Consider the following 25,089-nt stretch of genomic DNA (forward strand, 5'->3'; position numbering starts at 1 on the left):
TCAGACATGGCTTCTCCTTCCCAACTTGCAACCCTGATCGACCTTGCCCAGCGCGAAACGGACGACTGCGCCAAGCGCCTGGGCGCGGCCCTGAAGGCGCTCGACGATTGCCGCCAGAAGCTCGACATGCTGTCCGGCTACCGCGACGACTACGCCCAGCGCTTCGAGGCAAGCATGAGCAACGGCATCACGCCCATGGCTTACCGCAACTTCCAGGCTTTCATGGTCAAGCTCGACAGCGCCATCCAGGGCCAGCAGCAAGTGGTCGAGCATGCGCAGGCGCGCAGCGAGAATGAAAAGATGCGCTGGCAGCTGGCCGAACGCAAGCGCATGTCCTACACCACCCTGAACAACCGGGCGCAGGAACAGGCGCTGAAGCTGGAAAACAAGCGCGACCAGAAAGCAATGGATGAGCACGCGGCGCGACAAGCCTATTACAAACGCTAAGCAACACTGAGGCAGCATCATGCAAACCCAGCCAACACCGATTTCCCAGATTATCTCGCCGAACGCCACGCCGGGCGCCGCCAACCGCAGCCAGCCGCCCACCAGCAGCACGGCGGGCGACTTCCAGCGCACCCTGAATCGCCAGATCGAGCAACGCCAGGCCAGCCGCAATATGGAGCAAGCGCAAGTGCAAGCATCGGCGGCAAGCCGCCCCGCCAGCCCTGCGGCAACGCCGGCCCACGCCCAGGCGCCGGCCAGGGAAACGACGCCAGCGCAAGCGGGCACCGAACAGGCCGCCAACAAGGAACAGCCTGCCGCGCCGGTCAGCGAGGCGCCCGCCACCAGCGACAACGCCACGGCCGAGGCCAGCGTGCCCGCCATTCCCGCCGCGCCAGTCCCGCCGCCTGCCGATCCGGCCGCCGAGATGCTGGCCCTGGTGGGCAGCATCCAGCTGGCCATCCAGCCGCCAGCGGCCAAGGCCGCGCCGGAACTGCCCGCGCGCGCCAGCGTCAAGGCCGACGCCAAGGGCCCGGCAACAGGGGCCTTGCTGGCAGCCGGCCAGGGCAGCGGCAAGGCCGCCGCCACGGTCATCGCGCAAGCCGACAACGGCGACTTTGCCGACAGCCTGGGCATGGCCCAGGGCAAGGCAGCCGCCACGCCAGGCGCCAGCGTGCCGAACGGCAAGGCCGAGCCGGGCAAGCTGGCCATCGACGCCCAGTTGGCGGCCACGGCCAGGGCGGGCACCGCCGTAGCCGAACCAATCCTCAAGGAAACACCTGCCGACCTGAGCCGTCTGGCAACCCAGTTGCAGCCGAGCGCGCTGCAGCAGGCCGCCGCCGCCGTGGCCGTGCCGGCAGACAAGCTGACGGGCCGGGTCGGCACGCCGGCCTGGGATCAGCAACTGGGGCAGAAAGTCGTGTGGATGGCGGCCGGTGGCGACCAGAGCGCCACCCTGACCCTGAATCCGCCCGACCTGGGGCCTGTGCAAGTGGTCCTGACGGTCACCAATGACCAGGCCGATGCCGCCTTCATGTCGGCCCAGCCCGAAGTACGCCAGGCGCTGGAAGCGGCCATGCCGCGCCTGCGCGAGATGATGAGCGAAGCGGGTATCGCCTTCGGCAGCGCCACCGTCTCGGCCGGCACGCCGGAACAGCAAAACAATGGCGAGCGTGCCGCCCCGGGCGAACGCCGCGGCAATGGCCAGGGCGGCAGCGTCTCCGGTGGCGAGATCGCCATCGCACCGGCGGCGGGCGGACGCAGCCGGCCCAGCCTGAGTGCCGTGGATACCTTTGCCTGAGGCCAATTCATCGGCCGCAAGCCTCAAGCGCGCCCCAGGGAGTAACTTTTCGTCTAAAAACAGCGAGTTGAGGGCGCTTCCGCCCTCTTTTCACTGCATCCTTCTGCGCAGAATTTGCCGATAATGACATAATGGCGTCGTGATCCACTTCCATGCACTCGTGTACCATTGAAAGCAAATCCAAAAATGAAAGCAGATCCGAAAGCAGATGCAGGCCTGGCCCCCGCCGGCGCCTCGAAAAAGAAGCTTCTGATCATAGTACTGGCCGCGGTGCTGGTGGCCGGCGGCATCGGTGGCGGTGCTGCCTGGTACTTCCTGCATGGCAAGGCCGATAAAGAAGAAGCGGCGCCCAGCAAGAAAAAACATGCCGCTTCCAAGGCAGGCCCGCCCGTCTTCGTGCCCATCGACTCCTTCACCGTCAACTTGCAGCCGGAAAATGGCGAGCAATACCTGCAGATCGCCTTCACCTTGCAGGCCAGCAGCCCGGAAGAAATGGACTTGATCAAGGTCAACATGCCGAAAGTGCGCAGCCGCTTGCTGCTGCTGCTGTCCGGCAAGAAGGCATCCGAACTCAATACGGTGGAAGGCAAGCAGCAACTGGCGGCCGAAATCATCAATCAGGTGAACCAGCCGTTCGAGGACAAAGGGCCGGAGCAGGACGTGACGGACGTATTATTTACCGCATTCATCATTCAATAAGCAGCCATGGCCGATAATTTCCTCTCCCAGGAAGAAGTCGATGCCCTTCTGAAGGGCGTCAACGGAGACCAGGACGACGCGCAGGCGCCGGAAGATGTCACGGGAGTTCGTACCTACAACCTGGCAACCCAGGAGCGCATCGTGCGCGGCCGGATGCCAACGTTGGAAATTATCAACGAGCGTTTCGCCCGCCTGCTGCGCGTGGGCCTGTTCAACTTCCTGCGCCGCAGCGCCGAAGTATCGGTCGGTTCCGTGCGCGTCTCGAAATACAGCGAGTTCATCCGCAACCTGGTGGTGCCGACCAATCTGAACCTGGTCCACATGAAGCCGCTGCGCGGCACGGCCCTGATGGTCTTCGATCCGGGCCTCGTGTTCCTGCTGGTCGACAATCTGTTCGGCGGCGACGGACGTTTTCATACGCGTGTCGAAGGACGCGACTTTACGCAGACGGAGCAGCGCATCATCCTGCGCATCCTCGACATCGTCTTTGAAGCCTATACCAAGTCGTGGGAACCGGTCTTCCCCGTCGAGTTCGAATATATCCGTTCGGAAATGAACACGCAGTTCGCCAACATCGCCACGCCGAACGAGGTCGTCGTCGCCTCGACGTTTACGGTGGAACTGGGCTCCGTTTCCGGACAAATCCACTTCTGCATGCCGTATTCGATGATCGAGCCGATCCGCGATTCGCTGACCTCGAGCCTGCAGGGCGAAGCGCTGGAAGTGGACAAGCGCTGGATCCGCCTGATGACGCAGCAGATCCAGATCGCCGAAGTCGAACTGGTGGCGTCGCTGGGCACGGCGCGCGTCTCGTTCGACGAGATTTTGAACATGAAGGTGGGCGACATCATTCCGCTCAACATACCCGAACTGATCGCCGCCACCGTCGACGGCGTGCCCGTGATGGATTGCACGTATGGCGTGTTGAACGGACAATATGCGCTGAAGGTTGAAAAGTTGTTGGCAAATTCCGATAACATGAACAATCACTAAATAACTACCCGGGCCGCGTTGCGGTCCGTATCTGCACAACAGGAGAAACACATGTCTGATAACCAAGACGACCAAAGCGCGGAAGACGATTGGGGCGCGGCCATTGCCGAGCAGGCCAAGGCGGAAGCCGAAGCGCTGCAAAACCAGGCCGCCAATACGGCCAGCGCGGCCAGCGCCGCCGTGTTCAAGGACTTTTCCAAGCAGGCGTCGAAGTCGGAAACGCACAACGATATCGATTTCATCCTCGATATCCCCGTGCAGCTGACGGTCGAACTGGGCCGCACCAAGATCGCCATCAAGAACCTGCTGCAACTGGCACAGGGTTCCGTGGTCGAGCTCGACGGCCTGGCCGGCGAACCGATGGACGTGCTGGTCAACGGCTGCCTGATCGCCCAGGGCGAAGTGGTGGTGGTGAATGACAAGTTTGGTATCCGCCTGACCGACATCATCACGCCTTCCGAACGCATCCGAAAATTGAATAAATGAAGCCTGGCCTGTTGATTTCCACCGTGCTGCCGCTCATGGCGGCATGCAGCATTGCCCACGCCGAACCGGCAACCGCGTCAGCGCCTGCGGCCAGCGCCGCCAGCGCTTCCGTCGCAGTGGTCAGCGAGACGCCGCCAGCCGCCGCAACGGCGGCGGCATCCGCACCTGCCGCCGCCCTGCCCGCCATGCCGGCAGGCGCGCCCATGGCGATGGCGCCGACGAGCTCGGCCGGCAGCTTGCTGCAAACCATCTTCGCGCTGGTGTTCGTGCTGGCCCTCTTGATCGGCCTGGCCTGGTTCATGAAGCGCTATGGCCCCAAAGTCATGGGCGGCAACAACAGGATGCGCGTCGTCAGTTCGCTCAATCTGGGTGGACGCGAACGCATCGTCCTCGTCGAAGTGGCCGACCAGTGGATCGTCGTCGGCGCCTCGCCCGGCCGCATCAACGCGCTGGCCACCCTGCCGCGCCAGGAAGGCGAGTTGCCGCAACTGGCAACGGCGCAAAACGGCCCCGCGGCCGCCAATTTTTCCGAGTGGCTGAAACAGACCATCGAAAAACGCAATGGGAAATAAGCAGCAGATGGCGTGGTCCAACGTAAAGACTCCCCTGACCTGGCTGCTGGCGGCGGCCGCCCTGGCCTTGCCGCTGTGGGCCATGGCCCAGCCGGGCATCCCGGCCTTCAACAGCACGCCGGCGCCGGGCGGCGGACAGAATTACTCGCTGCCGGTGCAGACGCTCATCCTGATGACGTCGCTCACCTTCCTGCCGGCGGCCCTCCTGATGATGACCTGCTTCACGCGCATCATCATCGTGCTGTCGCTGCTGCGCCAGGCCATCGGCACGCAATCGGCGCCGCCGAACCAGGTGCTGGTGGGCCTGGCCCTGTTCCTGACGCTGTTCGTCATGGGCCCCGTGTTTGACAAGATCTATACGGATGCGTATCTGCCGTATCAGGAAAACAAGATCAGCATGCAGCAGGCGATGGACAAGGGCGTCGATCCCCTGAAAACCTTCATGCTCAAGCAGACGCGCCAGGCCGACCTGGCCCTGTTCGCCAAGATGTCGCGCTCGCCGGCCCTGCAAGGCCCGGAAGACGTGCCGCTGCGCATCCTCGTGCCCGCCTTCGTCACCAGCGAACTGAAAACGGCATTCCAGATCGGCTTTGCCATCTTCATCCCGTTTTTGATCATCGACATGGTGGTCGCCAGCGTGCTGATGTCGATGGGGATGATGATGATGTCGCCGGCGACGATCTCGCTGCCGTTCAAGCTGATGCTGTTCGTGCTGGTCGATGGCTGGCAACTGCTGCTGGGCTCGCTGTCGCAGAGTTTTTACTAGGGGACGCACGATGACACCCGAAAGCGTCATGACCCTGGGCCGCCATGCGATGGAAGTCACCCTGATGGTGGCCGCTCCCATGCTGCTCGTCGCCCTCATCATCGGCTTGATCGTGAGTATTTTCCAGGCGGCCACGCAGATCAACGAATCGACCCTGTCCTTCATCCCCAAGCTGGTCGGCATCTTTGTCGCCCTCGTCGTCGCCGGTCCGTGGATGCTGTCCGTCATGCTCGACTACATGCGCCAGGTATTTACGGGCATTCCGAACCTGGTGGGTTAGTGCAGCCACCATTGCCATGCTGACCCTGTCGAGCATCGAACTGAACACGTGGATCGCAGCACTGCTGTGGCCGCTTAGCCGCATCCTCGGCCTGATCGCGGCCGCGCCCCTGTTCGGCAACGCGGCCGTGCCGGCCACCGTGAAGGTGACCCTGGGCGCGCTGCTGGCCATGATCATCGCCCCCACCGTGCCGGCCTTGCCTGCCGTCAACCCGATGTCACTGCCCGGTTTGCTGATCCTCACGCAAGAGATGCTGGTGGGCCTGGCCATGGGCTTTTCCATCCGCATCGTGTTTTCCGCCATCGAAATGGCCGGCGAACTCAGCAGTCTCACCATGGGCCTGGGCTTCGCCTCGTTCTTCGACCCCCAAACCAAGGGCAGATCTTCCGCCATCAGCCAGTTCCTCGTCATGCTGGCCACCTTGATGTTTTTGACAGTCAACGGCCACCTGGTCTTGCTGGCGGCGCTGGCGGAAAGCTTTGTCAGCCTGCCCATTTCATCGAGTCCCATCAGCGGCGGCGGTTTCCAGCAATTGGCGGCCTGGGGCGGCGAAATCTTCCGTTCCGGCCTGCAGATTTCGCTGCCCATCATCGCCGCCCTGCTGCTGACCAACGTGGCGCTAGGCATCTTGACGCGGGCGGCGCCGCAGCTGAACATTTTCGGTATCGGTTTTCCCGTGACCCTGGGCGTGGGCTTGCTGGTGATCAGCATGGTCTTGCCCTACCTGGCCACGCCGTTCCAGAATATGTTCCTGCGCGGCATAGAAACGGCGCGTTTGCTGCCGCGCGGCTTTGCCACGCGCGACCGGCCACCGCCGCCCGCGCCGCCGAATCCCTTGCGCCCCAAGCAGCCTGCGCCAGCGCCCTGATCCGGGCTACCAGCCCAGCGCATGGCGCAGCAGCAGCGCCGACAGCACGAACATCGTGATACCAATCAAGCCATCGAGCACTTGCCAGGCGCGCGGCCGGGCAAACCACGGCGCCAGCCAGCGCGCGCCAAATCCCAACGAGGCAAACCACAGCAGGCTGGCCGCGCTGGCGCCGGCGATAAACCAGCCGCGCAGCACGCCCGGCTGCTGCGCGCCGATGCTTCCCACCAGCAATACCGTATCCAGATACACGTGCGGGTTGAGCAAGGTAAATGCGGCCGCCTGGGCCAGCGCGGCAGCCAGGCCCAGTTGCGACCCGCCTTCGGCCGCGCGCAACTGCTGCGGCCGGCGCGCGCGCCGCAGCGCTTGCCAACCGTAGACGGCGAGGAAAGCGGCGCCGCCCAGCGCCAGTGCGCTGGCCAGCAAGGGACGCTGCCCCAGCGCACTGGCCATGCCCAGCACACCGGCGGCAATCAGCGCCGCGTCGGCCAGCGCGCAAAACAGCACGATGGCGCCCACGTGTTCGCGGCGCAAGCCAGGCCGCAAGACAAAAGCATTTTGCGAGCCGATGGCAACGATGAGGCCCAGGCCCAGGGTCATGCCCTGTACAAAGACGGAAAAAACGAGTGGGGTGGTGGCGGAGAGTGTCATGCGGCGATCTTGCCAGCCGCCGGGAATGAAGGCAAACTACCTTTTCTACAGCAAGTTAAGGAAAACTTCATCCATGCTCGATTATGCCGCCCTGGGTGCCCTCGCCGCCGTCATCCGCGAAGGCAGTTTCGAGCGCGCGGCGCGCGCCTTGCACGTGACGCCATCGGCCATTTCGCAGCGCATCCGGCTGCTGGAAGAGCGCGTCGGCTGCGCGCTGGTGATACGCGATCAGCCTTGCCGCGCCACGCAAACGGGCCGGCGCTTGTGCCAGCACGTGGACCAGGTGCAACTGCTGGAACAGGATTTGCAAGGGACCGTGCCGGCGCTGGTGCAGGCAGCACTGGGCGTGTCGCGCGCCACTGTGCCCGTCGCCGTGAATGCCGACAGCCTGGCCACCTGGCTGGCGCCCGCCATCGCCGCCTTCGGGGCCGCGCACCCGGTGCTGCTGCAAGTGGCCGTCGACGACCAGGACCATACGGCCGAGTGGCTGCGCAGCGGCGCCGTACTGGCCGCCGTCAGCGCAACGGCCCGGCCCGCATCGGGCTGCAACAGCCGCCCGCTGGGCGCCATGCGCTACCTGGCAGCTGCCAGTCCCGCCTTCCTGCAACGGCATTTTGCCCACGGCGTGGGCGCTGCCAGCCTGGCGCTGGCGCCCAGCCTCGTCTTCAATGCCAAGGACGAGCTCCAATCGCGCTGGGTGCGGCGCCTGTGCCACCGGCATGTGGAATTGCCGCGCCATGCTCTGCCCTCGTCGCACGCCTTCGTCACGGCCGGCCTGGCCGGCATGGGCTGGGGCTTGCACCCGCAGGCGCTGATCCAGCCCCATCTTGACAATGGCAGCCTGGTCGAACTGCTGCCCGCCACGCCCCTCGATGTGCCCCTGCACTGGCATACGGCGCGCGCCGCGTCGAGCCTGCTCGACGGCTTGAGCGCAGCCATCCTGGCCGCCGCCCGCACGGGCTTGCAGCCGATACCGGGCGCTTAGCTGATGTAATTGAACAGCGACAGACCCGAGATCGAGGTGAACGTTTTCTGCGCCGCCTGCAGGGTCACCTGCTGCTGGGTGAAGGTGGAAATGGCTTTCACCATGTCCAGGTCCTGCAGGTCCGACAGGGTGGTGGCGTACTGGAGGTCGAGGTCGTCGCCTGCGCTGTCGAGATAATCGAGCTCCTTCATGCGGGCGCCCACTTCGGTGCGCACCGACAGCACATTGTCGTAGGCCGTGTCGAGTATGTTGTGGGCGGCGTTCAAGCCGTTCGCCAGGCGCGCCTGGCCAGCGTCGCCAGTAGTCGTCTGGCGCAGCACGCCGATCAGGTTTTTCACGGTGGTAAACAGCGATTCCTTGGCGCTCGGCTCCAGCGTAAAGCTGTCCTGGTCCGCCGGCGCACCCGTGATGTTGACTTGCTGGCCGGCGAAGGCGATGGTGTCGCCGCTCTTGTAGGGGATGGGCACGGCGGGATTGGGCACCGTCTGACCCAAGGTGGCGTCGGTGATGGTATACGTGGTGACGGCAGTGGTGCCCGTGCCCGCGACCTTGAAGTCGATGGAATATTTATGTCCCGTCAATGCCGTCGGGTCCGTCACCGTGCCGCCGGAAACGATGCCAGAACCACCGCGCGCGAAGTTGCCGGTAGCGGCGGCCGTGGTGAACTTGCCGTTGCCGGTCAGGTTATTTTCAAAGACGGCGGCGCCGGAATCGCTGGTCGCCAGGTAGCGCGCCGAGCCCACCTGCAATTCGCGCTGGCCCTGGTCGCCCACATAGGTGGCGCCCGTCGGCGTCTGGCTGAATGGCTGGGTGGTGGATTTATAGCCGGAAAACAGGTAGCCGCCGGCGCCGTCGGCCGTGTTGGCAATGCCCAGCAAGTCCGTCAGCCGCCCTTCCAGTTCCCTCGCCAGGGTTTCGCGGTCGACGTCTTTCAGCGCGGGATTGCCGGCCTTGACGACCAGGTCTTTCACGTCCGCAATCAGTGAACCCGTGCTGCCCAGCGCCAGCTCTTCCTGTGACAGGAAGTTTTTCGCATTCGAACGGTTCGTCACGAACTGGGTATTGATCGATTGCGACTGCGTCACTTCCAGCGCGCGCGCCGAGGCGATCGGGTCGTCGGCAGGCGTCAGGTTGCGGCGGTTCGCCGACAGCTGCATCTGCGTACGGTTCAGGGCGCCCTGCAGATTGTTCAGCTGCGAACTGCCCTGGTCATAAATCATTCGTGTGCTGATGCGCATGATGCTGCCCTTCCAGAAAGCCGCCGCGCACTGCGCTGCGGCAAAAATTGATTAACGTCCCAGGCCGATGACCACGTCGAACAGGGTGCTGGCGATCTGCATGACCTTGCCGCACGCCTGGTAGGACTGCTGGTAACGCAGCAGGTTGGCCGCCTCTTCATCGAGGTTGACGCCGGAGACGGCCTGCTGCTGGGTACTGACCTGCTGCAGCAAGGCCAGGCTGGCCAGGCCGCTGACCTGCACTTCGCGCGTCTTGTTGCCCACGAAGCTGACGGTTTGCGCATACGAGCCCTGGAACGTGGCATTGCCGCCATCGAGGATGTTCTTCGTCTGCAAGCCCGCCAGCAGCGCCGCATTGCGGTTGTCGCCAACGCCGCCCGTATTGGGCTTGATCGTGAAGGTATCGCCCTGCGCCGGCGTGCCCGTCATGCTGACATTGATGCCGCCAAAGCTGAAATTGTCGCCTTCCGCATACGGGATGTTCGCCGTGCCGGCCGGATAGGTCGTGGTGGCGCCATTCAAGCCCTTGACCGTCACCGCCTGGCCCGCCGGGAAACCCGTCAGCGAGGTAGTCGCCTTGTCAAAGGTCAAGGTCACGGGACCGGTCAGGGCATTGCCCGGGGTCAGGTAGGCCTTGTCGACGGAGCCGGCGCTGAGCTTGCCCGTGCCCGTATTGGCCACCGGCGCCGAGGTGGCGATGGGGGCCCCGGCGGCAATCTTGTTGCGGTCGGTGATCAGCACGGCCAGGCCGGCCGCGCCATTCGCCGTCGGTTTGATGACGTAGTTGTCGCCCTGGGAGGCCGTGCCCGAGATCGAGAAATCGACGCCGTCGATGGTTTGCGGCGCCGTTTGCGGATACGGATTGATGATGGTGTGCGCGCCGTCCGATTCGCGCGTCACCACATAGTTGCTGCCATCGTACTTCAGGCTGTAATCGCTGGCCGTCAGCTTGGTGGGGTCGCTGACCTTGGCCGACAGCACGGTGGTGCTGCTGGCGTTGTTGCCGCGGTCGGCGCCGATCACGGGGTCGGGTATCTTGAAAAAGTCGCCGCCCATGGCGCCATTCAAGTCCTGGCCCAGCTTGTGCTGGTCGTTGAAGGTACTCGCCAGCGCGATGGCCACCTTGCCCAGCGAGTTCTGCACATTGTCCAGGGTGCCGCTGCGAAATTCCAGCAAGCCGCCCAGCGAGCCGCCGGTCAGGGAGCTGTCCGGCAGCACGCTGACGGTACTGCCCGTGACATAGCCCACCTCGATGCGGTTCGGGTCCGTCCGCGAAGGCGTGGCCGCCAGCTCGAAGCTGCGGTCCGCCACCACCAGCGGCTGGCCCGCACCGATGGAAATGGTGACGGTATTGTTGGCAGCCGGTTGCACCGTTGCCTTGACATATTTGTTCAATTCCGTGATCAGCTGGTCGCGCTGGTCCAGCAAATCGTTGGGCTGGTTGCTGGCATCGACCGACAACTGGGAAATCGACTTGTTCAGCTCGGCGAGCTGCTTGGCATAGGTATTAATCACCGCCACATTCGACGTGATCTGCGAATTGACGCCGTCGCCGATCTCCGTCAGGCGCGCGCTCAGGCCCTGAAAACGCGAAGCGAGCGAGCCGGCGCTCGACAGCAAGGCCTGGCGCGAGGCGACCGAAGACGGATTGGCGCTGAAGTCCTGCACGCCCTTGAAGAAATCCTGCAGGGCGGGCGACAGGCCCGCCGTGGGGTCGGCCAGCAAGTTGTCGATCTGGCTGATCTGCGTGTAATAGCTATCGAGCGCGCTGGTGGCGCTTTGTGCGGCATTGACCTGGGTGGCCATGAAACTGTCGTACTGGCGCTTGATCTGCGACACTTCCGTGCCCGTGCCGACGAAGCCATAGCCGGCAAAGTTCGACTGCGAAGTCTGCTGCAGCACCGTCTGGCGGTTGTAGCCGGCCACGTTCGCATTGGTGATGTTATGCCCGGTCGTCGACAGGCCCACCTGCGCTGCAAGCAAACCGCTCTTACCGATGCTGAGTAGATTCGAAGTCATGGTGTCTTATTGGTTACCGTCACATGTATTTACGGCAGCCGCGGCGAAAACTTGAAGCGCGCGGCCTGCACAGGGGCACGGCAGGGGTTAGCCGACCAGCGAATGCTTGATGATTTTTGTCAATTTGGCAGCGTAATTCGGATCCGTCGCGTAGCCGGCCTTTTGCAAGCCGTGGGCAAACGTGCTGGCGTCGCCCGCGCTGGCCAGCACTTTCTCGTAGCGCTTGTTGTTGGTAATTAACTGCGCATAATCCTTGAAGCTGTCCGCGTAACTATCGTAGGCGCGGAATTTTTCCACCTTGCGCTGCGCCTTGCCATTCACGTATTCCGTCGTGACGGCTTCCGTGACCTTGCCCTTCCAGTCGCTGGACGCCTTGATGCCGAACAGGTTGTGGCTGCTGCTGCCGTCGCGGGCGATGATTTCGCGCTTGCCCCAGCCCGTTTCCAGCGCCGCCTGGCCCAGCATGAACTTGGCCGGGATGCCGGTGGCGCGGCTCGCTTCTTCCGCATGCACGCCGAGTTTTTCCTGGAAGGCGCGCACATGCGGCGCCTGCGTGGCGTTGGCCTTCTCGCTCAGGGTCTTGCCGGTGGCGCTGGCACTGCCGGCACCGTCGGTCAGGGCGCCCTGCTGCTGGCGGAACGCGGCCAGCGCCTGCGCCATGCTCGACGAGCGGGGCGACGGCGCTTCGGCGCCATCGGCGGCCAGCGCCTGGTTCGACGACGATAGCTGGCGGATCAGCACGTCCGCCAGGCCCGTGCCCCGCTTGGCCAGGTTCTGGCTCGTCTGCTGGTCCAGCATCGAGGTATACATCTTGCTTTGCTGGCTATCCATGATGCCGTCCTGCGGCGAAGCTTCACGCATGCTTTTCATCATCATGTTGATGAACATGGCTTCAAATTGCGTGGCCGCCTCTTTCAGGGCGGCAGGGTCCTTCGCCTTGGCGGACTGGCGCAAGCCATCCATGCCCTTGACGTCGTAGGCGGCGGTATTGCTGAGGTCGGTTTGGCTGATCATGGCGTGTCCATCAAATGATTTCAAGTTCGGCGCGCAGCGAACCGGCCGCCTTCATCGCCTGCAGGATAGCCAGCAAGTCTTGCGGCGAAGCACCGATGGCGTTCAAGGCCTTCACCACGTCGGACAGCGAAGCGCCGCCCTTGACCAGCATGACCTTGCCCGGTTCCTTCTTGATATCGATCTGTGCCGTCTGCGTGACCACCGTGCGCCCGCCCGACAAGGGCGCCGGCTGGCTCACCTGTGGCTCGACATTGATGGTAACGGACAGGTTGCCGTGCGAAATGGCGCAGGTTTCCAGCGTCACGGACTGGTTCATCACGACGGAACCGGTGCGCGCATTCATGATGACCTTGGCCGCCAGGCGGGCCGGATTGACTTCGATGCTTTCCAGCTGGCCCAGGAAGGTCACGCGCTGGTCGCTGCTGCCCGGCGACTGCACCTGGATCACGCGTCCGTCCAGCGCGGCGGCCGTGCCGGCGCCGTAGCGGCTGTTGATGGCGTCGACCACGCGGCTGGCGGTGGCGAAATCGGTGGCGTTCAATTCCAGGCGTATGGTGTTGTTGGCGCCCAGCACCGAGGGCACGGTGCGCTCGACGGTGGCGCCGCCCGAGATGCGGCCCACGCTCAGGTGATTGATGACGACGGAGCTGCCGGCCGCCTGCGCACCCACGCCGCCCACCAGCACGTTACCTTGCGCCATGCCGTACACCTGGCCGTCAGCACCCTTCAATGGCGTCATCAATAAGGTGCCGCCGCGCAAGCTTTTCGCATTGCCCATCGACGACACGGTCACGTCGAGCATCTGGCCCGGCTGAGCAAACGCGGGCAAGGACGTCGTCACCATCACGGCGGCCACGTTTTTCAGCTGCAAACTGGTGCCTTGCGGCAAGTTGATACCTTGCTGCTGCAGCATCGCCGCCACGCTCTGGATGGTGAACGGCGTTTGCGTGGTCTGGTCGCCGCTGCCGTCGAGGCCGACGACGAGGCCATAGCCCATCAGCTGATTCTGGCGCACGCCGGCGATGCTGGCCAGGTCCTTGATGCGCTCGGCTTGCGCCACGGGCGCCAGCAGGGAGAGAGCCAGGCCGGCAATGGCCAAACAGCGGGGAAAGGTCAATGTTGCCATGATCAGAACGGCAGCAGGCTGAGGAAGAAACGCGAGGCCATCGAGGCCATTTCGGCGCGGTCGATCTGGCTGTTGGTGCGGTATTCGACGCGCGCATCGGCCACCTGGGTCGAGGGCACGACGTTGCCCGTGCCGATGGTGTCCGGATTGACCATGCCCGAGAAGCGGATGAATTCGGTGCCCTTGTTCATGGCGATCTGTTTTTCGCCGGCAACGATCAGGTTGCCGTTTGGCAGCACTTCAATCACCGTCACGCCGATCACGCCGGAAAAGGTGTTGCTGGCGGACTGGTTGTCGCCGTCCGCAAATTTCGTTGCGCCATTCGCCGAAACGCTGCCGCCCAGGCGGCCCTGCAGCATGCCTGGCGTGCTGAAGCCCACGCTGCCCGACTTGTTGCCGGAGCTGGCACCCGCCTTGACGGCATTCGTGCGCTCGGTGATGGCGATGGTCATGGTGTCGCCCACGTGGCGCGCGCGGCGGTCTTCGAAGGCGGGACGGTAGGTCGACGGCTGGTAGATGGAACCGTTGTTGACGACCACCGGTTCCGGCATCGGCGCGCGCGTGGTGGTCGGGTATTGCACGATGGACGTAGGCGTGATGGCGCAGCCGGACAACAGGACTGCGGACAACAGGGCGATGATGGGGTATTGCATGGCGAACCTCCGCTGCCATCCGGCGGCGGATGGCATGACGACTATGAAAATTAAAGTTGCGACAATTTCTGCAGCATTTGATCGGATGTGGTGATGGCCTTGCTGTTGATCTCGTAGGCGCGCTGCGTCTGGATCATGTTGACCATTTCCTCGGCCACGTTGACGTTCGACGTTTCGATATAGCCCTGCATCAGCACGCCGGCGCCGTTCGTGCCCGGGGTGTTCGTCTGCGCCACGCCGGAAGCGCCCGTTTCCATGTACAGGTTCTCGCCCTTCGATTCCAGGCCGGCCGGATTGACGAAAGTGGTCAGCTGCAGCGAGCCGATCTGCGATGGCGCCACGGTATTGGGCAAGGTCACGGAGACGGTGCCATCGCGCGCCACGGTCAGGCTCAGCGCATTGGTCGGCACGGTGATGGCAGGCTGGATGACGAAGCCTTCGGAAGTGACGAGCTGGCCATTGGCATCGGTCTGGAACGAGCCGTCGCGCGTGTAGGCGGTGGCGCCATCGGGCAGCAGCACCTGGAAGAAACCGGTGCCGTTGACCATCACGTCGCGCGAATTGCCCGACGCCTGAGGATTGCCCTGGGTATGGATGCGTTCAGTCGCCACGGTGCGCACGCCCGTGCCGATCTGCAAGCCCGACGGCAGCTGGGTTTGCTGCGACGATTGCGCACCCGGCTGGCGCACATTTTGATACAGCAAGTCTTCAAACACGGCGCGCGACTTCTTGAAGCCGGTGGTGCTGACGTTGGCCAGGTTATTGGCGATCACGTCCATCTGCGTCTGCTGCGCTTCCAGGCCGGTCTTGGCTATCCAAAGGGAACGAATCATGATTTTTCTCCAATAACAGCGCTCATCAGCCCTGTAGACTATTTCTATGTGACCATTATGCGACCGGCTCTATCAATTCAAAGCGAGGATCTGGGTGGCTTTCGCCGCGTTATTCTCGGCATTCTTCAACAAACTCATTTGTGTTTCGAACTGGCGCGCCAGGGCGATCATGCTGACCATCGAGTCGACGGGGCTGACATTGCTGCCTTCGAGCGCGCCCGTCGTCAATTTGACGGCCTGGTCGGCCTGCGCCACCGTGCCATCCTTCAGACGGAACAGGCCGTCGTCGCCGCGCACCAGTTGCTGCTCGGGCGGGTTGACCAGCTTGATGCGTCCCAGTACCGTGGACGGGCCCGGCGGCACATCGGTGGAAATCGTGCCCACCGTGCCATCGCTGGCGATGGACACCGTCACACCGGGCGGAATGGCCAGCGGTCCCGTGTCACCCTGCACCATCAGGCCCGATTGTGTCTGCAACATGCCGTTTTCATTGAGCTTGAAGGCGCCGTTGCGCGTATAGGCTTCGGAACCGTCAGCCGACTGCACCGCGATCCAGCCGCCGTTCTCCACGGCCACGTCGAGCGCGCGGCCCGTGTGCTGCATGGGTCCTTGCGTGAAATCGGAACCGACCGTCGAATCGACGACAAAGGTGCGCGTCGGCATCATGCCGTCGGCCACCACGGGCACGGCGCGAAACGAGTCGAGCTGGGCACGGAAACCCGTGCTGGTGGCGTTCGCCAGGTTATTCGCCGTGGTCGCCTGCTTGTCGAGGATGTGCTTGGCGCCCGAGCCGGCGGTGTAGATGAGACGGTCCATGTGTTTCTCCGTGCAAAACAAAAGCTGGGGTCAGACCCGGCGGGGGAATGCGCCGCAATGCGGCACATTCCGGTCACGAAGTGACTGACTCCCTGATTATTAACGCAGGTTAACCAAAGTCTGCAAGACCGAATCCTGCGTCTTGATGGTCTGCGCATTCGCCTGGTAGGCGCGCTGGGCCGTGATCATGTTGACCAGTTCGGCCGTCAGGTCCACGTTCGACACTTCCACGGCCGAGGCGCGCAAGTCGCCCAGACCGCCCGAGCTCGGCGAACCCGTCATGGGACTGCCCGAGGTCGAGCTTTCCACCCAGGCGTTGTTGCCCAGCGGTTCGAGGCCATTCGGATTGGCAAACTTGGTCAACACCACCTGGCCCAGGTCGCGCGTCTTGCCATTGTTGTACTGCCCCTGGATCACGCCATCGGAACCCACGACGAAACGGTCCAGCTGGCCGGCCGCATAGCCATCGGCCACGGTGCGCTTTTCGCTGGTGGACGAGCTGAGCTGGGTGGAATTGGTGAAGTCGACCTTGATCGCCAGGTTCGCGTTCGCGCCCGTGGCGGGGAAGACGGGCAGGTTGACCGTCACCGGCAGGGTTTGCGGCGGCGTCAGGCCCAGCATGGCAGCCTTGTCCAGGCTGCCGACGCTGTTGAACACCAGCGAGGCCGACCTCACGGCGGGCACCTCGGTCACCGAGGAAATATTGGCGTCGATCTGGTCCGGCGTGAAGCTGGAATTGATGCCATTGGGCACGGCGCTGCCATAGGTGGCGCTGATGGCATTCAACTGAGCGGTGCTGGCGCCGGCCAGCACGGCGGCGGCGCGCACGGCCGCGCCAGCCGCATTGCCATAGGCGACGGCGGCGGTCGTGATCGCCGCAGGCACCAGCGGCACTGCCGTGACGGCGGCCTGGTAGGCTGCGCGCGCGGCCAGCGAGGCGGCATCGGTCTGCGCCGCGGATGCCACTTTCGCGCTGGTAATTTCCTTGCCGTCAGTCGTCGTGTACACATCCCAGGTATTGGTGCCCGTCTTGACATAGAAATTGGACATGGTGTGCGCATTGCCCAGAGAGTCATAGACGGGCACGGGGAATTGCTGGGTCCACGACTTTTGCTCGCCCACGGTGAACGGCACCACGGTCGGCATCAGCGATTTGGAATCGAGGTTGATCTGGGTATCGACCTTGGTGGTCGCCTTCGGCGCCATGTCGGACGGATCGATCTGCAGGGGCACGGTAGCGCCGGCCAGGATCTTGCCGTTCGCATCGGCCGGGTAGCCGGTCAGCTGGGCTTTTTGCGCATTGATGATGAAGCCGCTCTTGTCGACCTGGAACTGGCCGTTGCGCGAATACTGGATGGCGCCGTTCACGCTGGTGCGGAAGAAACCGCCGCCATTGATGGCGATGTCGAGCGGATTGGACGAGCTTTCCAGGTTACCCTGGTTGAACAGCTGCGCCACTTGCGACACGGATACGCCGATGCCGGGCTGGTTGCCGCCCACGCCATACAGGGAGTTGGCATAGATGTCGGCGAACTGCGCCTGCGACTGCTTGAAACCCACGGTGGCCGAGTTGGCGATATTGTTGCCGATGACGTCCAGCGATTTGGCGGCGCCATTCAAGCCGCTCAGGCCTTGTTGGAAAGACATTGTGTTCTCCTGGTAGAAATTAGGGGTAGAGGATCTACGCTACAAATGAGCGGCTTACAAAATCTGTTTCACATCGGCCATGGTGATGCTGCCCACGCCCGGCACGTTCAATTTCACGCCATTCGCGCCCGTCGACACGCTGGCAACCGAGCCGAACATCAGCGCCGCCGCATCGGTCAGCTTGGCGCCGCCGCGCGTCGCTTCCACCGAGAAGGTGTAGGCGCCGTCGGCCAGCACGACCGGCTTGCCATCTTTGTCGAGCTCGGCCGTGGAGCCGTTCCAGCCCAGCGGCAAGGTACCCGCATCCTGCGGGCCCAGGTCGATCGAATGGACTTCCTTGCCCGCACTGTTGTAGATGATGACCTTGACCTTGTCGGCCGGCGTCGCCAGGTCCACGCCCAGCAGGGCGGCGCTCTTGCTCAAGTTGATGTTCTTGCCTGCCGTCAGCACGCCGTGGCCGATGATATTGGCCGCCTGCATCGATTCGGCCTGCTGGTAGCTGGTCTTGAGCGTTTCGAGCGTGGTATTGAGCTTGTTGACGCCCGTCACCGTGGACAGCTGGGCCAGCTGGCTCGTCAGCTGCGCATTGTCCAGCGGGTTCATCGGGTCCTGGTTTTGCAGCTGGGTCACCAGCAGGGTCAGGAATTTGTTCGTTTCTTCCTCGACGCTGCCCTTCTCGGCCGTCGTCTTCTTCGGATTCATCGTCGCCATCAGGTCGGTGACTTTGGGGGTGCTGGTATCGATGGTTGCCATAATGGTCAGTCAGCCTTATTGGCCGAGCGTAAGGGTTTTCAGGAGCAGCGACTTGGCCGCGTTCATGGTTTCCACATTGGTCTGGTACGAGCGCGAGGCCGACAGCATGTTGACCATCTCGTCGACCGTATTCACGTTGGGCATGGTGACGTAGCCCTTCTCGTCGGCCAGCGGGTTCTTCGGGTCGTAGACCAGCTTCATCGGCGACGGATCCTCGATCACTTTCTGCACCTTGACGGCCGTGGCGCCGTTGGCCATGGGCACGGCCTCGAACACCACCTGCTTGGCGCGATAGGCTTCGCCGTTGGCGCTGGTGGCGCTGTCGGCATTGGCCAGGTTGCTGGCCACCGTGTTCAGGCGCTGCGCCTGCGCGCTCATGGCCGAACCGGACACGTTGAAGATATTAAACAGCGACATGATTATTGTCCTCCCTGGATGGCCGTCAGCATGCCCTTGATCTGCGAGTTGAGGAACGTCACGGCCGCCTCGTAGCGGATGGCGTTGTCGGCAAAGGCGTTGCGTTCAAGATCCATATCGACCGTATTGCCATCGACGGCGCCCTGGGCCGGCGCGCGGTACAGCAGCGGCGTGCCGTCGGCCAGGGTCTCGACCTTGCCGCCCGTGCCGCTCCCTGCGGCAGCGGCGACGCCCTTGCCCGGCAAATGCTGCGGCGCCGTGCCCTTCAGGGCCGGCGGCACGCCATCCTTGCGCGCCATCGCGCCCTTCAGCGCGCTGGCGAAATCGACATCGCGCGCCTTGTAGTTGGGCGTATCGGCATTGGCGATATTCGAGGCGAGCAATTCCTGGCGCGTCGAGCGCAGGCTCAGCGCCGTCTCGTTGAAGCGCATGTAATCGTCGAGTTTCCCTATCATGTCAGGCTCCGGAAAGATCTGCCACTGGCGCCCGAGATGGCGGAAGGATGGCGGTATAGTGATGACAGGAAACATAGTACGGTGCCCACCGGCAAGGCCATCGCCGGATCAGACCGTACTTTTACCCCTTAATCGGCGCTTCAATCAGGACTGCGCGCACTATCATGGCACTATTCCAGAGGCCTATCACCATGAAAACACCGCTCGCTTTCTTCTTCGCCCTAGCCGCCCTGCCACTGCTGGCGCAGGCGCAAAACGCCGGCCGGCAGACGCCGGAAGCGCTGCGCAATAGCGTGGAACAATTCCTGCAGGTACAAAGCAACGGCTTGCCAGGCAAGGTGACGATCAGCGTCGGCGCCGTCGATCCGCGCCTGAACCTGGCCGCCTGCCCCGCGCCGCAAGCGTTCATGGCGCCAGGCGCGCGCGCCTGGGGCAAGACTACCGTGGGCGTGCGCTGCACGGCACCCAGCAACTGGACCATCTATTTGCAAGCCAACGTGGCCGTCGTGGGCGACTACGTGGCCAGCGCCGTGCCGCTGGCGCAAGGGCAAGCCATCGACGCCAGCCAGCTGGTGACGATGCAGGGCGACCTGGCGGCATTGCCCGCAGGCATCGCCACCGACATGGCCCAAGTGGTGGGCGCCAGCACGAATATTTCCTTGCCACCAGGCACGCCGATGCGCCTCGACACCCTGCGCCGCAAGCCGGTGGTCATGCAAGGCCAGCTGGTGCGCGTCGTTTCCAGTGGAAACGGCTTCCAGGTGGCATCAGAAGGACGCGCCATCGGCAGCGCCGGCGATGGCCAGACGGTGCAGGTACGCACGCAGAGCGGCCAGCAGATCAGCGGCGTGGCGCGCGCGGGTGGCATGGTGGAGGTCGCCTTTTAACGCGGATAGATAGCGATATTGTAGTCTGGCGCACTAAAGTTCCTGGATAAGATGCCGATAAGAAGTCATATCCCGGAGTTTTTTGACTTCGACCAGACGAGGATCACGCTGTGAAAATTACCGACAACACCATTAAAAGCAATCCCGGCCTGCCGGTGGCGCCCGCGAATACCTCGGGCGCCCGGAATGCCGAGAAAGCCCAGGCAACACCGACGACGTCGGACAATGTACGTCTGTCGCCGCAAGGACAGGCATTAGCGGCCAGTGCAACTGCCGGCAGCGGCGCCGTGTTCGACACGAAAAAAGTCGAACGCATCAAGCTGGCGATCGCCGACGGCCAGTTCCAGGTCAACTCTGAAAAAGTGGCGGACGGTCTCCTCGACACAGTCAAGGACCTGCTGCACTCACGAAATAGATAGGTTCCCTCATGCAATCAGTGACTCCGTTTTCCAGCCTGCGCGACGAGCAACAGCTCATGACCACATTGCTGGCATTGATGAAAGAAGAACAGCGGCATCTGGTTGCGGCTGACATTGATGCAATCACGGAGCTCACGGTGCGCAAGACGGCACTCGTCGGACAATTGAGCCAGCTGGCGGCGCAACGCCACCAGGCGCTGGCGGCAGCCGGTTTCACGGCCGCCGAAGCGGGCATGGAAGACTGGCTGGCCGGCGCCGGCGAAGCCGAGGCGGCGCCCCTGTGGAAAACATTGCTCGACACGACGCGCGAAGCGAAAGAACAGAACCGGCTCAACAGCCTGCTGGTCAACAAGCACATGCTGCACACGCAAGGCGCCCTGAACGCCATGCGCCCCACGGCCCAGAGCGGCAATTTCTATGGCCCCAGCGGCCAGGCGATGACCAACACGGCCAGCCGGCGCGTCGTCATCGGCTAAAACCCTGATTCGACGCTTATCCCAAGAAATCGGGAAAGACGAGCGACCCGCACAGTATTAATCCATTGCTGCACGCATGCGCCGTGGCCGCCGCCACATAAGCAGGCGCCAGGCCCAGGCTGCGCGCCGCCAGGTAGCAGGCCGCGAAGAGACCTCCGGCAATCAACGTCATGCTGGCATGCAAAATGCCGGAGCCGCCCATGACATGCAAGAGGGAAAACAGCATCGCGCTGGCCAGCAGGCTGTAGCTGGCACGCACATTGTAGCGGCGCAACACTTCAAGCGGCAGCCACTGCCCGATGAGCGTCTCGAACAGCGGCGCCCAGACGACGACCGTCCAGAATATCCGGGCCGTGCCGGCGCCTTGCAGCGATGATGAAGCGGAGCCGCCCAGCTGCTCTGGCGAGAACAAGGCCAGGGCTGCCAACAGCAGCAGCATGGCAATGAGAGAATTGACGGCGCCCGCGCACAAGCCCAGGCGCATGGCGCCCCGCATGGGGCGCTTGGCCATGCTCGCCCGCAGCGCAGCCAGGTTGACAGCCAGTCGTGGCACCGGCAAGTTCGTCGCTTTCAACATCCCTACATTTATCCCCATGGCGTGCCCGGCCCACAGGGCAGGTGTGCGGCCATCATACCGCGACAGCATAGCGCCAAACAACACTAATTGTTGCAAGGCATGCATGCCCTGTGCGCCTCAACCGTGGGCGGGTCGCCCCGTGTGCTGGCGCCATTTCGCCACGATGGCTTGCGCCCTGGCACTGGCGGCCGCCTGCTGCTCCGGCGTCAGCTCATCCTGCAGCCAGTGCCAGTATTCATCCTGGTACGGATTGGTGACGCCGGGAGCGAGGATATCGTCGTAGACCTGGCGCAGGGCCAGCAGGTAGCCATACGCTTGCGGCGCATCTTTCTGCACCACCTCGCCGTCGCGCAGATACGCCATCATCAGGGTAGCCACGCTGGTCAGTTCCGCCGCGTCCGCCTGCACGGTCAGCTGGGCGATGGCTTGCCGCTTCCATGCCTGCACCAGCGGATCGTCGGGACGGTTGCGCAGCGCGCTGCGGTCGCCGAACGGCCCTTCCGACAGGAACAGGGTGGCGGCGCCCGGCACGCCCGCCTTCGCGGCGCTGGCCAGGTAACCCAGGCGGTCGTCGCGCTGGCGCTGTGTCAGGCCCGCGCACAGCTGCTGCTGGGCGGCTTTTTCTTCCGCCGTCATCTCGCGTCCCAGTTCGAATTCCAGCCCCGGCAAGCGGCTTTCGCGCTGGAAGACGATGCAGTCGTCGAGCAGGTTGAAGGCCGCATACGCGTCTTCCGGCCTGCCGCTGGCGGCCAGGCGTTCGAGCCGCTGCGCCAAAGTCACGGCAACGGGCGCGGCATCGGCGGCCGGGGTGGCGTCGATATTCAGATACGATGCCAGGCTGCGTCCCGGTGGTGCGCTGGCGGCAGCGCTGGCCACAGATTGCGGCGCGCCGCCGTCCGGTGCGGGCCAGTACGCCAGCGCCAGCGCTGCCGCGATGGCAGCGGTGATGGCAATGCCGGTAAGTTTGATAGTCATCATGAGTGGCGCGCGTGGACTGGAAGCGCACGTTACCACAGGTGCGCGCTGGCATGCCGCACGCGGCGCGGGCAATCAGCCGCCGGCTTTTTTCGCCTGGTGGCCCAGCTTGGCCAGCGCGGCCACGATGGTGTCCACGTGGTCGCCCTGCACTTCGATCACGCCATCCTTGACGGTGCCGCCCGAGCCGCACTGCGTGCGCAACTGCTTGCCCAGCAGGGCCAGCGCAATGGCGTCCAGCGCCAGGCCTTTTACCACCGTGACGCTCTTGCCGCCACGGCCCTTGGTCTGGCGCGACACGCGCACCGAACCATCGCCGATTGGTGCCGCCTTGGCTTGCGCCTTGCACGCGCATTGCGCCAGCGGCTGGCGGCAGGCGGGACACATGCGGCCCGTTTCGGTGGAATACACTAGACCGCCCAGGGAACTGCTTTTCATGATGGAGAGATAAAAAGGGAGAAGGCCGCGATTGTACCAAGCGCCGGGGTTCAGTTGGCCGGAGCAGGTGCGACGGGCGGCGTCGGCACTTCCGTCACCGTCTCGGGAATGCCCGACAAGATCGTCACGGCGACCCTGCGGTTGCGCGCGCGCCCTTCCGGCGTGGCGTTCGGCGCCACGGGGATGTTGTCGGCGTGGCCCACGGCCGTCAGGCGCGACGCTTGCACGCCGCTGGCGATGAACAGGCGCACCACGGCACTGGCGCGCGCGGCCGACAGTTCCCAGTTCGAAGCAAAGGTCGAATTGCTGATCGGCTGGACATCCGTATGCCCTTCCACCTGCACCGCGTGGGGATCGTCCTTGAGCAGCACGGCCACGGCGCGCAAGGCCTGGTCCGACTCCATCGTCAGCCCAGCCGCGCCCGGGTCGAACAGCACGCTGGCATTGATTTCCACGCTCACGCCGCGGCTCGTCTGCGTCACGCGCACCTTGCCTTCCTTGACCAGCGGCGCCAGCGTGGACGTGAGGTCCTGCGCCAGGCGCGTCATGTGTTCGCGCTCGCGTCGGATGGCTTCCGTGCGGCGTTTCAGGGCGGGGTTCGGCAGCGGGATCGCTTGCGGCGCTTCCATGATGATGGGCGGCGCGCCCTTGTCCAGGCTGAAGGCCTGGCCGATGGCATTCTGGAAGACGCGGTACTTGCCTTCGTTGACTTGCGAAATCGCGTACATGACGACGAAAAAGGCGAACAGCAGGGTGATGAAGTCGGCGTACGAGATCAGCCAGCGGTCCTGGTTGTCCGGTTCCTCGTCATACTTCCTGCGCGCGCGCCGCATCATGCTCAGTGCTCGTGCAAGAGACTGGAAACGCGCTCTTCGATGATGCGCGTATGGTCGCCCGTGGCGATGTCGTACAGCACGGCGGCCGTGATTTCATACTGCAGCACGCGGCGCGAGACGATGGCCTTGAGTTTGTTCGCCACCGGCAGGAACAGCAGGTTGGCCAGGCCGACGCCATAAATCGTCGAGACAAACGCCACGGCGATGCCGCCGCCCAGTTTGCTCGGGTCGGTGAGGTTTTCCATCACGTGTATCAAGCCCAGCACGGCGCCCAGGATGCCGATGGTGGGCGAGTAGCCTGCCGCCGATTCCCATACCTTGACGGCCTGGCGCTCGGCCATTTCGTAGGCGGAGATTTCCACGTCGAGCAGCTGGCGCAGCTTGTCGGGCGCGATGCCGTCGACGATCATGCGCAAGCCCTTGGCATTGAAGCGGTCGGCCGTGTTTTCCATCAGGCGTTCTAGCGCCAGCGGACCGTCGCGGCGCGCCGTCAGACTCCATAGTCCGATGTCGCGCGCCAGCGCGGCGCGCGTGTCGGCGGGCGGCAGGAAGACCCAGCGCAGCATTTCCAGGCCGCGCACGAAGGTGCGCAGCCGCGTTTGCAGCAGCACGGCGCCGAAGGTGCCGATGACCACGATGGCGAAGGCGGCCGGCTGCAGCAGGGAGGCCATCTTGCCGCCTTCCAGTGCCTGGCCGACCAGGAGGCCCGCCAGCGCCAGCGCCAGCCCGATTACGCTGGACCAGTCCACGCCAGCTCCCTCAAGGTTGCGCGCAGGCGCGCGACGGCCTGGGTATGCAGCTGCGAGACGCGCGATTCGGACACGCCCATCACCGCGCCGATCTCCTTCAGGTTCAGCTCTTCTTCGTAGTACAGGCCCATGAGTATTTTCTCGCGTGGCGGCAGCGCGTCGATGGCATCGATCACGGATTGCCGGAAATCGGTATCGAGCAGGGACCGCAAGGGGTCGCTGTCCTCGTCCACGCAATGGCGGTCGAGAAAGCTGTCATTGCCGTCCGGGTCATGAAAGTCTTCGTAGTACAGCAGCTGGTGGCCGCCGCCGTCGCCCAGCATTTCCTGGTAATCGGCGAGCGACATTTTCAGCAATTTTGCCACTTCCGACTCCGTCGGCGGATGTCCCAGGCGCTGCTGCAAAATGCTCATCGCCTCTTCGATCTTGCGCATGTTCTGGCGCATGCTGCGCGGCAGCCAGTCGCTGGTGCGCAATTCGTCGAGCATGGCGCCGCGGATGCGCAGCACGGCATACGTCTCGAACTGCGCGCCATGCGTCTCTTCATAGCGGCTGATGGCGTCGAGCAGGCCGATCATGCCGGCCTGGATCAGGTCATCGACCTCGACCGAAGGCGGCAATTTCGCCTTCATATGGTGCGCCAGACGCTTCACCAGCGGAATATGCTCCGTCAGCAAATAGTCCTTGTTCGATTTCCCTTTGACCGTGTACATAGGC

The 25,089-nt window shown here is 63.8% G+C and carries 31 protein-coding genes; 13 read left to right on the plus strand and 18 right to left on the minus strand.

Annotated elements, in window-relative coordinates; all coding sequences use genetic code 11:
* Positions 1–6 precede the first annotated feature (6 nt).
* From fliJ to fliR, 9 genes are all read left to right on the plus strand, one after another.
* Positions 7–447: a flagellar export protein FliJ gene (gene fliJ, locus CLU91_RS10635; protein ID WP_071075863.1), complete on the plus strand. Its 441-nt coding sequence runs from the start codon at positions 7–9 to the stop codon at positions 445–447.
* 19 nt (positions 448–466) lie between these two features.
* Entirely contained in the window at positions 467–1,744 is a 1,278-nt protein-coding gene (locus tag CLU91_RS10640; RefSeq protein ID WP_157814676.1) for a flagellar hook-length control protein FliK, read from the plus strand.
* A 186-nt stretch (positions 1,745–1,930) separates the two neighbouring features.
* On the plus strand, positions 1,931–2,443 hold the full coding sequence (gene fliL / locus CLU91_RS10645; protein WP_100874128.1) for a flagellar basal body-associated protein FliL: 513 nt from the start codon (positions 1,931–1,933) through the stop codon (positions 2,441–2,443).
* A gap of 6 nt (positions 2,444–2,449) precedes the next feature.
* Entirely contained in the window at positions 2,450–3,436 is a 987-nt protein-coding gene (gene fliM, locus CLU91_RS10650; protein WP_071075860.1) for a flagellar motor switch protein FliM, read from the plus strand.
* Positions 3,437–3,487: 51 nt separating this feature from the next.
* Entirely contained in the window at positions 3,488–3,922 is a 435-nt protein-coding gene (gene fliN, locus CLU91_RS10655; RefSeq protein ID WP_034754038.1) for a flagellar motor switch protein FliN, read from the plus strand.
* Positions 3,919–4,494, plus strand: coding sequence for a flagellar biosynthetic protein FliO (gene fliO, locus CLU91_RS10660; RefSeq protein ID WP_100874129.1), 576 nt, complete (start codon positions 3,919–3,921; stop codon positions 4,492–4,494). The genes fliN and fliO overlap by 4 nt, the downstream gene beginning before the upstream one ends.
* A 7-nt stretch (positions 4,495–4,501) precedes the next feature.
* On the plus strand, positions 4,502–5,260 hold the full coding sequence (fliP, locus tag CLU91_RS10665) for a flagellar type III secretion system pore protein FliP (RefSeq protein ID WP_096238644.1): 759 nt from the start codon (positions 4,502–4,504) through the stop codon (positions 5,258–5,260).
* 10 nt (positions 5,261–5,270) lie between these two features.
* A complete protein-coding gene (gene fliQ, locus CLU91_RS10670) occupies positions 5,271–5,540 on the plus strand; it encodes a flagellar biosynthesis protein FliQ (protein ID WP_071075857.1) in 270 nt (89 codons plus the stop codon).
* A 16-nt stretch (positions 5,541–5,556) separates the two neighbouring features.
* A complete protein-coding gene (gene fliR, locus CLU91_RS10675; RefSeq protein WP_100874130.1) occupies positions 5,557–6,408 on the plus strand; it encodes a flagellar biosynthetic protein FliR in 852 nt (283 codons plus the stop codon).
* 6 nt (positions 6,409–6,414) lie between these two features.
* Here fliR and CLU91_RS10680 read toward each other — a convergent pair whose 3' ends face one another.
* Complete coding sequence (locus tag CLU91_RS10680; RefSeq protein WP_100874131.1) at positions 6,415–7,059, minus strand: LysE/ArgO family amino acid transporter; 645 nt, start codon at positions 7,057–7,059, stop codon at positions 6,415–6,417.
* Between the two features lie 73 nt (positions 7,060–7,132).
* Here CLU91_RS10680 and CLU91_RS10685 point away from each other — a divergent pair, with 73 nt between their 5' ends.
* A complete protein-coding gene (locus CLU91_RS10685) occupies positions 7,133–8,044 on the plus strand; it encodes a LysR family transcriptional regulator ArgP (RefSeq protein WP_100874132.1) in 912 nt (303 codons plus the stop codon).
* On the opposite strand, the gene flgL is transcribed toward CLU91_RS10685, so the two are convergent.
* From flgL to flgB, 11 genes are all read right to left on the minus strand, one after another.
* Entirely contained in the window at positions 8,041–9,282 is a 1,242-nt protein-coding gene (gene flgL, locus CLU91_RS10690; RefSeq protein WP_198521306.1) for a flagellar hook-associated protein FlgL, read from the minus strand. The genes CLU91_RS10685 and flgL overlap by 4 nt on opposite strands.
* Before the next feature lie 51 nt (positions 9,283–9,333).
* Positions 9,334–11,301 carry a flagellar hook-associated protein FlgK gene (flgK, locus tag CLU91_RS10695; RefSeq protein WP_100874134.1) on the minus strand — a complete coding sequence of 656 codons (1,968 nt, stop codon included), beginning with the start codon at positions 11,299–11,301 and terminating at the stop codon, positions 9,334–9,336.
* 87 nt (positions 11,302–11,388) lie between these two features.
* Entirely contained in the window at positions 11,389–12,315 is a 927-nt protein-coding gene (gene flgJ, locus CLU91_RS10700; protein WP_100874135.1) for a flagellar assembly peptidoglycan hydrolase FlgJ, read from the minus strand.
* 10 nt (positions 12,316–12,325) lie between these two features.
* Complete coding sequence (locus CLU91_RS10705; protein ID WP_100874136.1) at positions 12,326–13,441, minus strand: flagellar basal body P-ring protein FlgI; 1,116 nt, start codon at positions 13,439–13,441, stop codon at positions 12,326–12,328.
* A 2-nt stretch (positions 13,442–13,443) separates the two neighbouring features.
* Entirely contained in the window at positions 13,444–14,094 is a 651-nt protein-coding gene (locus CLU91_RS10710) for a flagellar basal body L-ring protein FlgH (RefSeq protein WP_100874137.1), read from the minus strand.
* 50 nt (positions 14,095–14,144) lie between these two features.
* A complete protein-coding gene (flgG, locus tag CLU91_RS10715) occupies positions 14,145–14,927 on the minus strand; it encodes a flagellar basal-body rod protein FlgG (protein WP_076568129.1) in 783 nt (260 codons plus the stop codon).
* Between the two features lie 72 nt (positions 14,928–14,999).
* Positions 15,000–15,743: a flagellar basal body rod protein FlgF gene (locus CLU91_RS10720; protein WP_100874138.1), complete on the minus strand. Its 744-nt coding sequence runs from the start codon at positions 15,741–15,743 to the stop codon at positions 15,000–15,002.
* Positions 15,744–15,842: 99 nt separating this feature from the next.
* Positions 15,843–17,390 (minus strand): flagellar hook protein FlgE, encoded by a 1,548-nt coding sequence (locus CLU91_RS10725; protein ID WP_100874139.1) that lies wholly within the window; start codon positions 17,388–17,390, stop codon positions 15,843–15,845.
* Positions 17,391–17,444: 54 nt separating this feature from the next.
* A complete protein-coding gene (locus tag CLU91_RS10730; RefSeq protein WP_100874140.1) occupies positions 17,445–18,143 on the minus strand; it encodes a flagellar hook assembly protein FlgD in 699 nt (232 codons plus the stop codon).
* A 15-nt stretch (positions 18,144–18,158) separates the two neighbouring features.
* Positions 18,159–18,560, minus strand: a complete 402-nt coding sequence (gene flgC, locus CLU91_RS10735) for a flagellar basal body rod protein FlgC (protein WP_100874141.1) — start codon at positions 18,558–18,560, stop codon at positions 18,159–18,161.
* A gap of 2 nt (positions 18,561–18,562) precedes the next feature.
* On the minus strand, positions 18,563–19,015 hold the full coding sequence (flgB, locus tag CLU91_RS10740; RefSeq protein ID WP_100874142.1) for a flagellar basal body rod protein FlgB: 453 nt from the start codon (positions 19,013–19,015) through the stop codon (positions 18,563–18,565).
* Positions 19,016–19,206: 191 nt separating this feature from the next.
* Between flgB and flgA the strand changes: the two genes are divergently transcribed.
* The 3 genes from flgA to CLU91_RS10755 all read left to right on the plus strand — a co-directional run bounded on the left by flgA (position 19,207) and on the right by CLU91_RS10755 (position 20,797).
* A complete protein-coding gene (gene flgA / locus CLU91_RS10745) occupies positions 19,207–19,902 on the plus strand; it encodes a flagellar basal body P-ring formation chaperone FlgA (RefSeq protein WP_100874143.1) in 696 nt (231 codons plus the stop codon).
* A 110-nt stretch (positions 19,903–20,012) separates the two neighbouring features.
* Positions 20,013–20,321 (plus strand): flagellar biosynthesis anti-sigma factor FlgM, encoded by a 309-nt coding sequence (gene flgM, locus CLU91_RS10750; protein WP_034754089.1) that lies wholly within the window; start codon positions 20,013–20,015, stop codon positions 20,319–20,321.
* 8 nt (positions 20,322–20,329) lie between these two features.
* Entirely contained in the window at positions 20,330–20,797 is a 468-nt protein-coding gene (locus CLU91_RS10755) for a flagella synthesis protein FlgN (RefSeq protein ID WP_100874144.1), read from the plus strand.
* 16 nt (positions 20,798–20,813) lie between these two features.
* Here CLU91_RS10755 and CLU91_RS10760 read toward each other — a convergent pair whose 3' ends face one another.
* The 6 genes from CLU91_RS10760 to CLU91_RS10785 all read right to left on the minus strand — a co-directional run bounded on the left by CLU91_RS10760 (position 20,814) and on the right by CLU91_RS10785 (position 25,085).
* Positions 20,814–21,350, minus strand: coding sequence for a CPBP family glutamic-type intramembrane protease (locus tag CLU91_RS10760; protein WP_157814677.1), 537 nt, complete (start codon positions 21,348–21,350; stop codon positions 20,814–20,816).
* 141 nt (positions 21,351–21,491) lie between these two features.
* The gene (locus CLU91_RS10765; RefSeq protein WP_100874146.1) at positions 21,492–22,352 is read right to left on the minus strand and encodes a hypothetical protein; all 861 of its coding nucleotides are present in this window, start codon (positions 22,350–22,352) and stop codon (positions 21,492–21,494) included.
* A 72-nt stretch (positions 22,353–22,424) separates the two neighbouring features.
* Positions 22,425–22,787, minus strand: a complete 363-nt coding sequence (locus CLU91_RS10770; RefSeq protein ID WP_100874147.1) for a translation initiation factor Sui1 — start codon at positions 22,785–22,787, stop codon at positions 22,425–22,427.
* A gap of 50 nt (positions 22,788–22,837) precedes the next feature.
* The gene (gene motD / locus CLU91_RS10775) at positions 22,838–23,620 is read right to left on the minus strand and encodes a flagellar motor protein MotD (protein ID WP_100876683.1); all 783 of its coding nucleotides are present in this window, start codon (positions 23,618–23,620) and stop codon (positions 22,838–22,840) included.
* Between the two features lie 5 nt (positions 23,621–23,625).
* Positions 23,626–24,372, minus strand: coding sequence for a flagellar motor protein (locus CLU91_RS10780; protein WP_100874148.1), 747 nt, complete (start codon positions 24,370–24,372; stop codon positions 23,626–23,628).
* On the minus strand, positions 24,354–25,085 hold the full coding sequence (locus CLU91_RS10785; RefSeq protein WP_100874149.1) for an RNA polymerase sigma factor FliA: 732 nt from the start codon (positions 25,083–25,085) through the stop codon (positions 24,354–24,356). Before CLU91_RS10785 ends, CLU91_RS10780 begins: the two co-directional genes overlap by 19 nt.
* Positions 25,086–25,089 lie beyond the last annotated feature (4 nt).

The organism is Janthinobacterium sp. 64, from assembly GCF_002813325.1.
Taxonomy (GTDB): domain Bacteria; phylum Pseudomonadota; class Gammaproteobacteria; order Burkholderiales; family Burkholderiaceae_D; genus Janthinobacterium.

Bases quoted from the DNA above. Each gene is read 5' to 3' on its own strand.
- CLU91_RS10710 (WP_100874137.1), bottom strand. From the start codon at position 14,094: ATGCAATACCCCATCATCGCCCTGTTGTCCGCAGTCCTGTTGTCCGGC.
- flgB (WP_100874142.1), bottom strand. From the start codon at position 19,015: ATGATAGGGAAACTCGACGATTACATGCGCTTCAACGAGACGGCGCTG.
- flgJ (WP_100874135.1), bottom strand. From the start codon at position 12,315: ATGATCAGCCAAACCGACCTCAGCAATACCGCCGCCTACGACGTCAAG.
- fliP (WP_096238644.1), top strand. From the start codon at position 4,502: ATGGCGTGGTCCAACGTAAAGACTCCCCTGACCTGGCTGCTGGCGGCG.
- fliJ (WP_071075863.1), top strand. From the start codon at position 7: ATGGCTTCTCCTTCCCAACTTGCAACCCTGATCGACCTTGCCCAGCGC.
- flgC (WP_100874141.1), bottom strand. From the start codon at position 18,560: ATGTCGCTGTTTAATATCTTCAACGTGTCCGGTTCGGCCATGAGCGCG.
- CLU91_RS10765 (WP_100874146.1), bottom strand. From the start codon at position 22,352: ATGATGACTATCAAACTTACCGGCATTGCCATCACCGCTGCCATCGCG.
- flgK (WP_100874134.1), bottom strand. From the start codon at position 11,301: ATGACTTCGAATCTACTCAGCATCGGTAAGAGCGGTTTGCTTGCAGCG.
- fliL (WP_100874128.1), top strand. From the start codon at position 1,931: ATGAAAGCAGATCCGAAAGCAGATGCAGGCCTGGCCCCCGCCGGCGCC.
- CLU91_RS10720 (WP_100874138.1), bottom strand. From the start codon at position 15,743: ATGGACCGTCTCATCTACACCGCCGGCTCGGGCGCCAAGCACATCCTC.
- CLU91_RS10680 (WP_100874131.1), bottom strand. From the start codon at position 7,059: ATGACACTCTCCGCCACCACCCCACTCGTTTTTTCCGTCTTTGTACAG.
- CLU91_RS10640 (WP_157814676.1), top strand. From the start codon at position 467: ATGCAAACCCAGCCAACACCGATTTCCCAGATTATCTCGCCGAACGCC.
- motD (WP_100876683.1), bottom strand. From the start codon at position 23,620: ATGCGGCGCGCGCGCAGGAAGTATGACGAGGAACCGGACAACCAGGAC.
- CLU91_RS10725 (WP_100874139.1), bottom strand. From the start codon at position 17,390: ATGTCTTTCCAACAAGGCCTGAGCGGCTTGAATGGCGCCGCCAAATCG.
- CLU91_RS10685 (WP_100874132.1), top strand. From the start codon at position 7,133: ATGCTCGATTATGCCGCCCTGGGTGCCCTCGCCGCCGTCATCCGCGAA.
- flgA (WP_100874143.1), top strand. From the start codon at position 19,207: ATGAAAACACCGCTCGCTTTCTTCTTCGCCCTAGCCGCCCTGCCACTG.
- CLU91_RS10730 (WP_100874140.1), bottom strand. From the start codon at position 18,143: ATGGCAACCATCGATACCAGCACCCCCAAAGTCACCGACCTGATGGCG.
- CLU91_RS10785 (WP_100874149.1), bottom strand. From the start codon at position 25,085: ATGTACACGGTCAAAGGGAAATCGAACAAGGACTATTTGCTGACGGAG.
- fliN (WP_034754038.1), top strand. From the start codon at position 3,488: ATGTCTGATAACCAAGACGACCAAAGCGCGGAAGACGATTGGGGCGCG.
- flgG (WP_076568129.1), bottom strand. From the start codon at position 14,927: ATGATTCGTTCCCTTTGGATAGCCAAGACCGGCCTGGAAGCGCAGCAG.
- fliQ (WP_071075857.1), top strand. From the start codon at position 5,271: ATGACACCCGAAAGCGTCATGACCCTGGGCCGCCATGCGATGGAAGTC.
- fliO (WP_100874129.1), top strand. From the start codon at position 3,919: ATGAAGCCTGGCCTGTTGATTTCCACCGTGCTGCCGCTCATGGCGGCA.
- flgL (WP_198521306.1), bottom strand. From the start codon at position 9,282: ATGCGCATCAGCACACGAATGATTTATGACCAGGGCAGTTCGCAGCTG.
- CLU91_RS10705 (WP_100874136.1), bottom strand. From the start codon at position 13,441: ATGGCAACATTGACCTTTCCCCGCTGTTTGGCCATTGCCGGCCTGGCT.
- fliR (WP_100874130.1), top strand. From the start codon at position 5,557: ATGCTGACCCTGTCGAGCATCGAACTGAACACGTGGATCGCAGCACTG.
- CLU91_RS10755 (WP_100874144.1), top strand. From the start codon at position 20,330: ATGCAATCAGTGACTCCGTTTTCCAGCCTGCGCGACGAGCAACAGCTC.
- fliM (WP_071075860.1), top strand. From the start codon at position 2,450: ATGGCCGATAATTTCCTCTCCCAGGAAGAAGTCGATGCCCTTCTGAAG.
- CLU91_RS10770 (WP_100874147.1), bottom strand. From the start codon at position 22,787: ATGAAAAGCAGTTCCCTGGGCGGTCTAGTGTATTCCACCGAAACGGGC.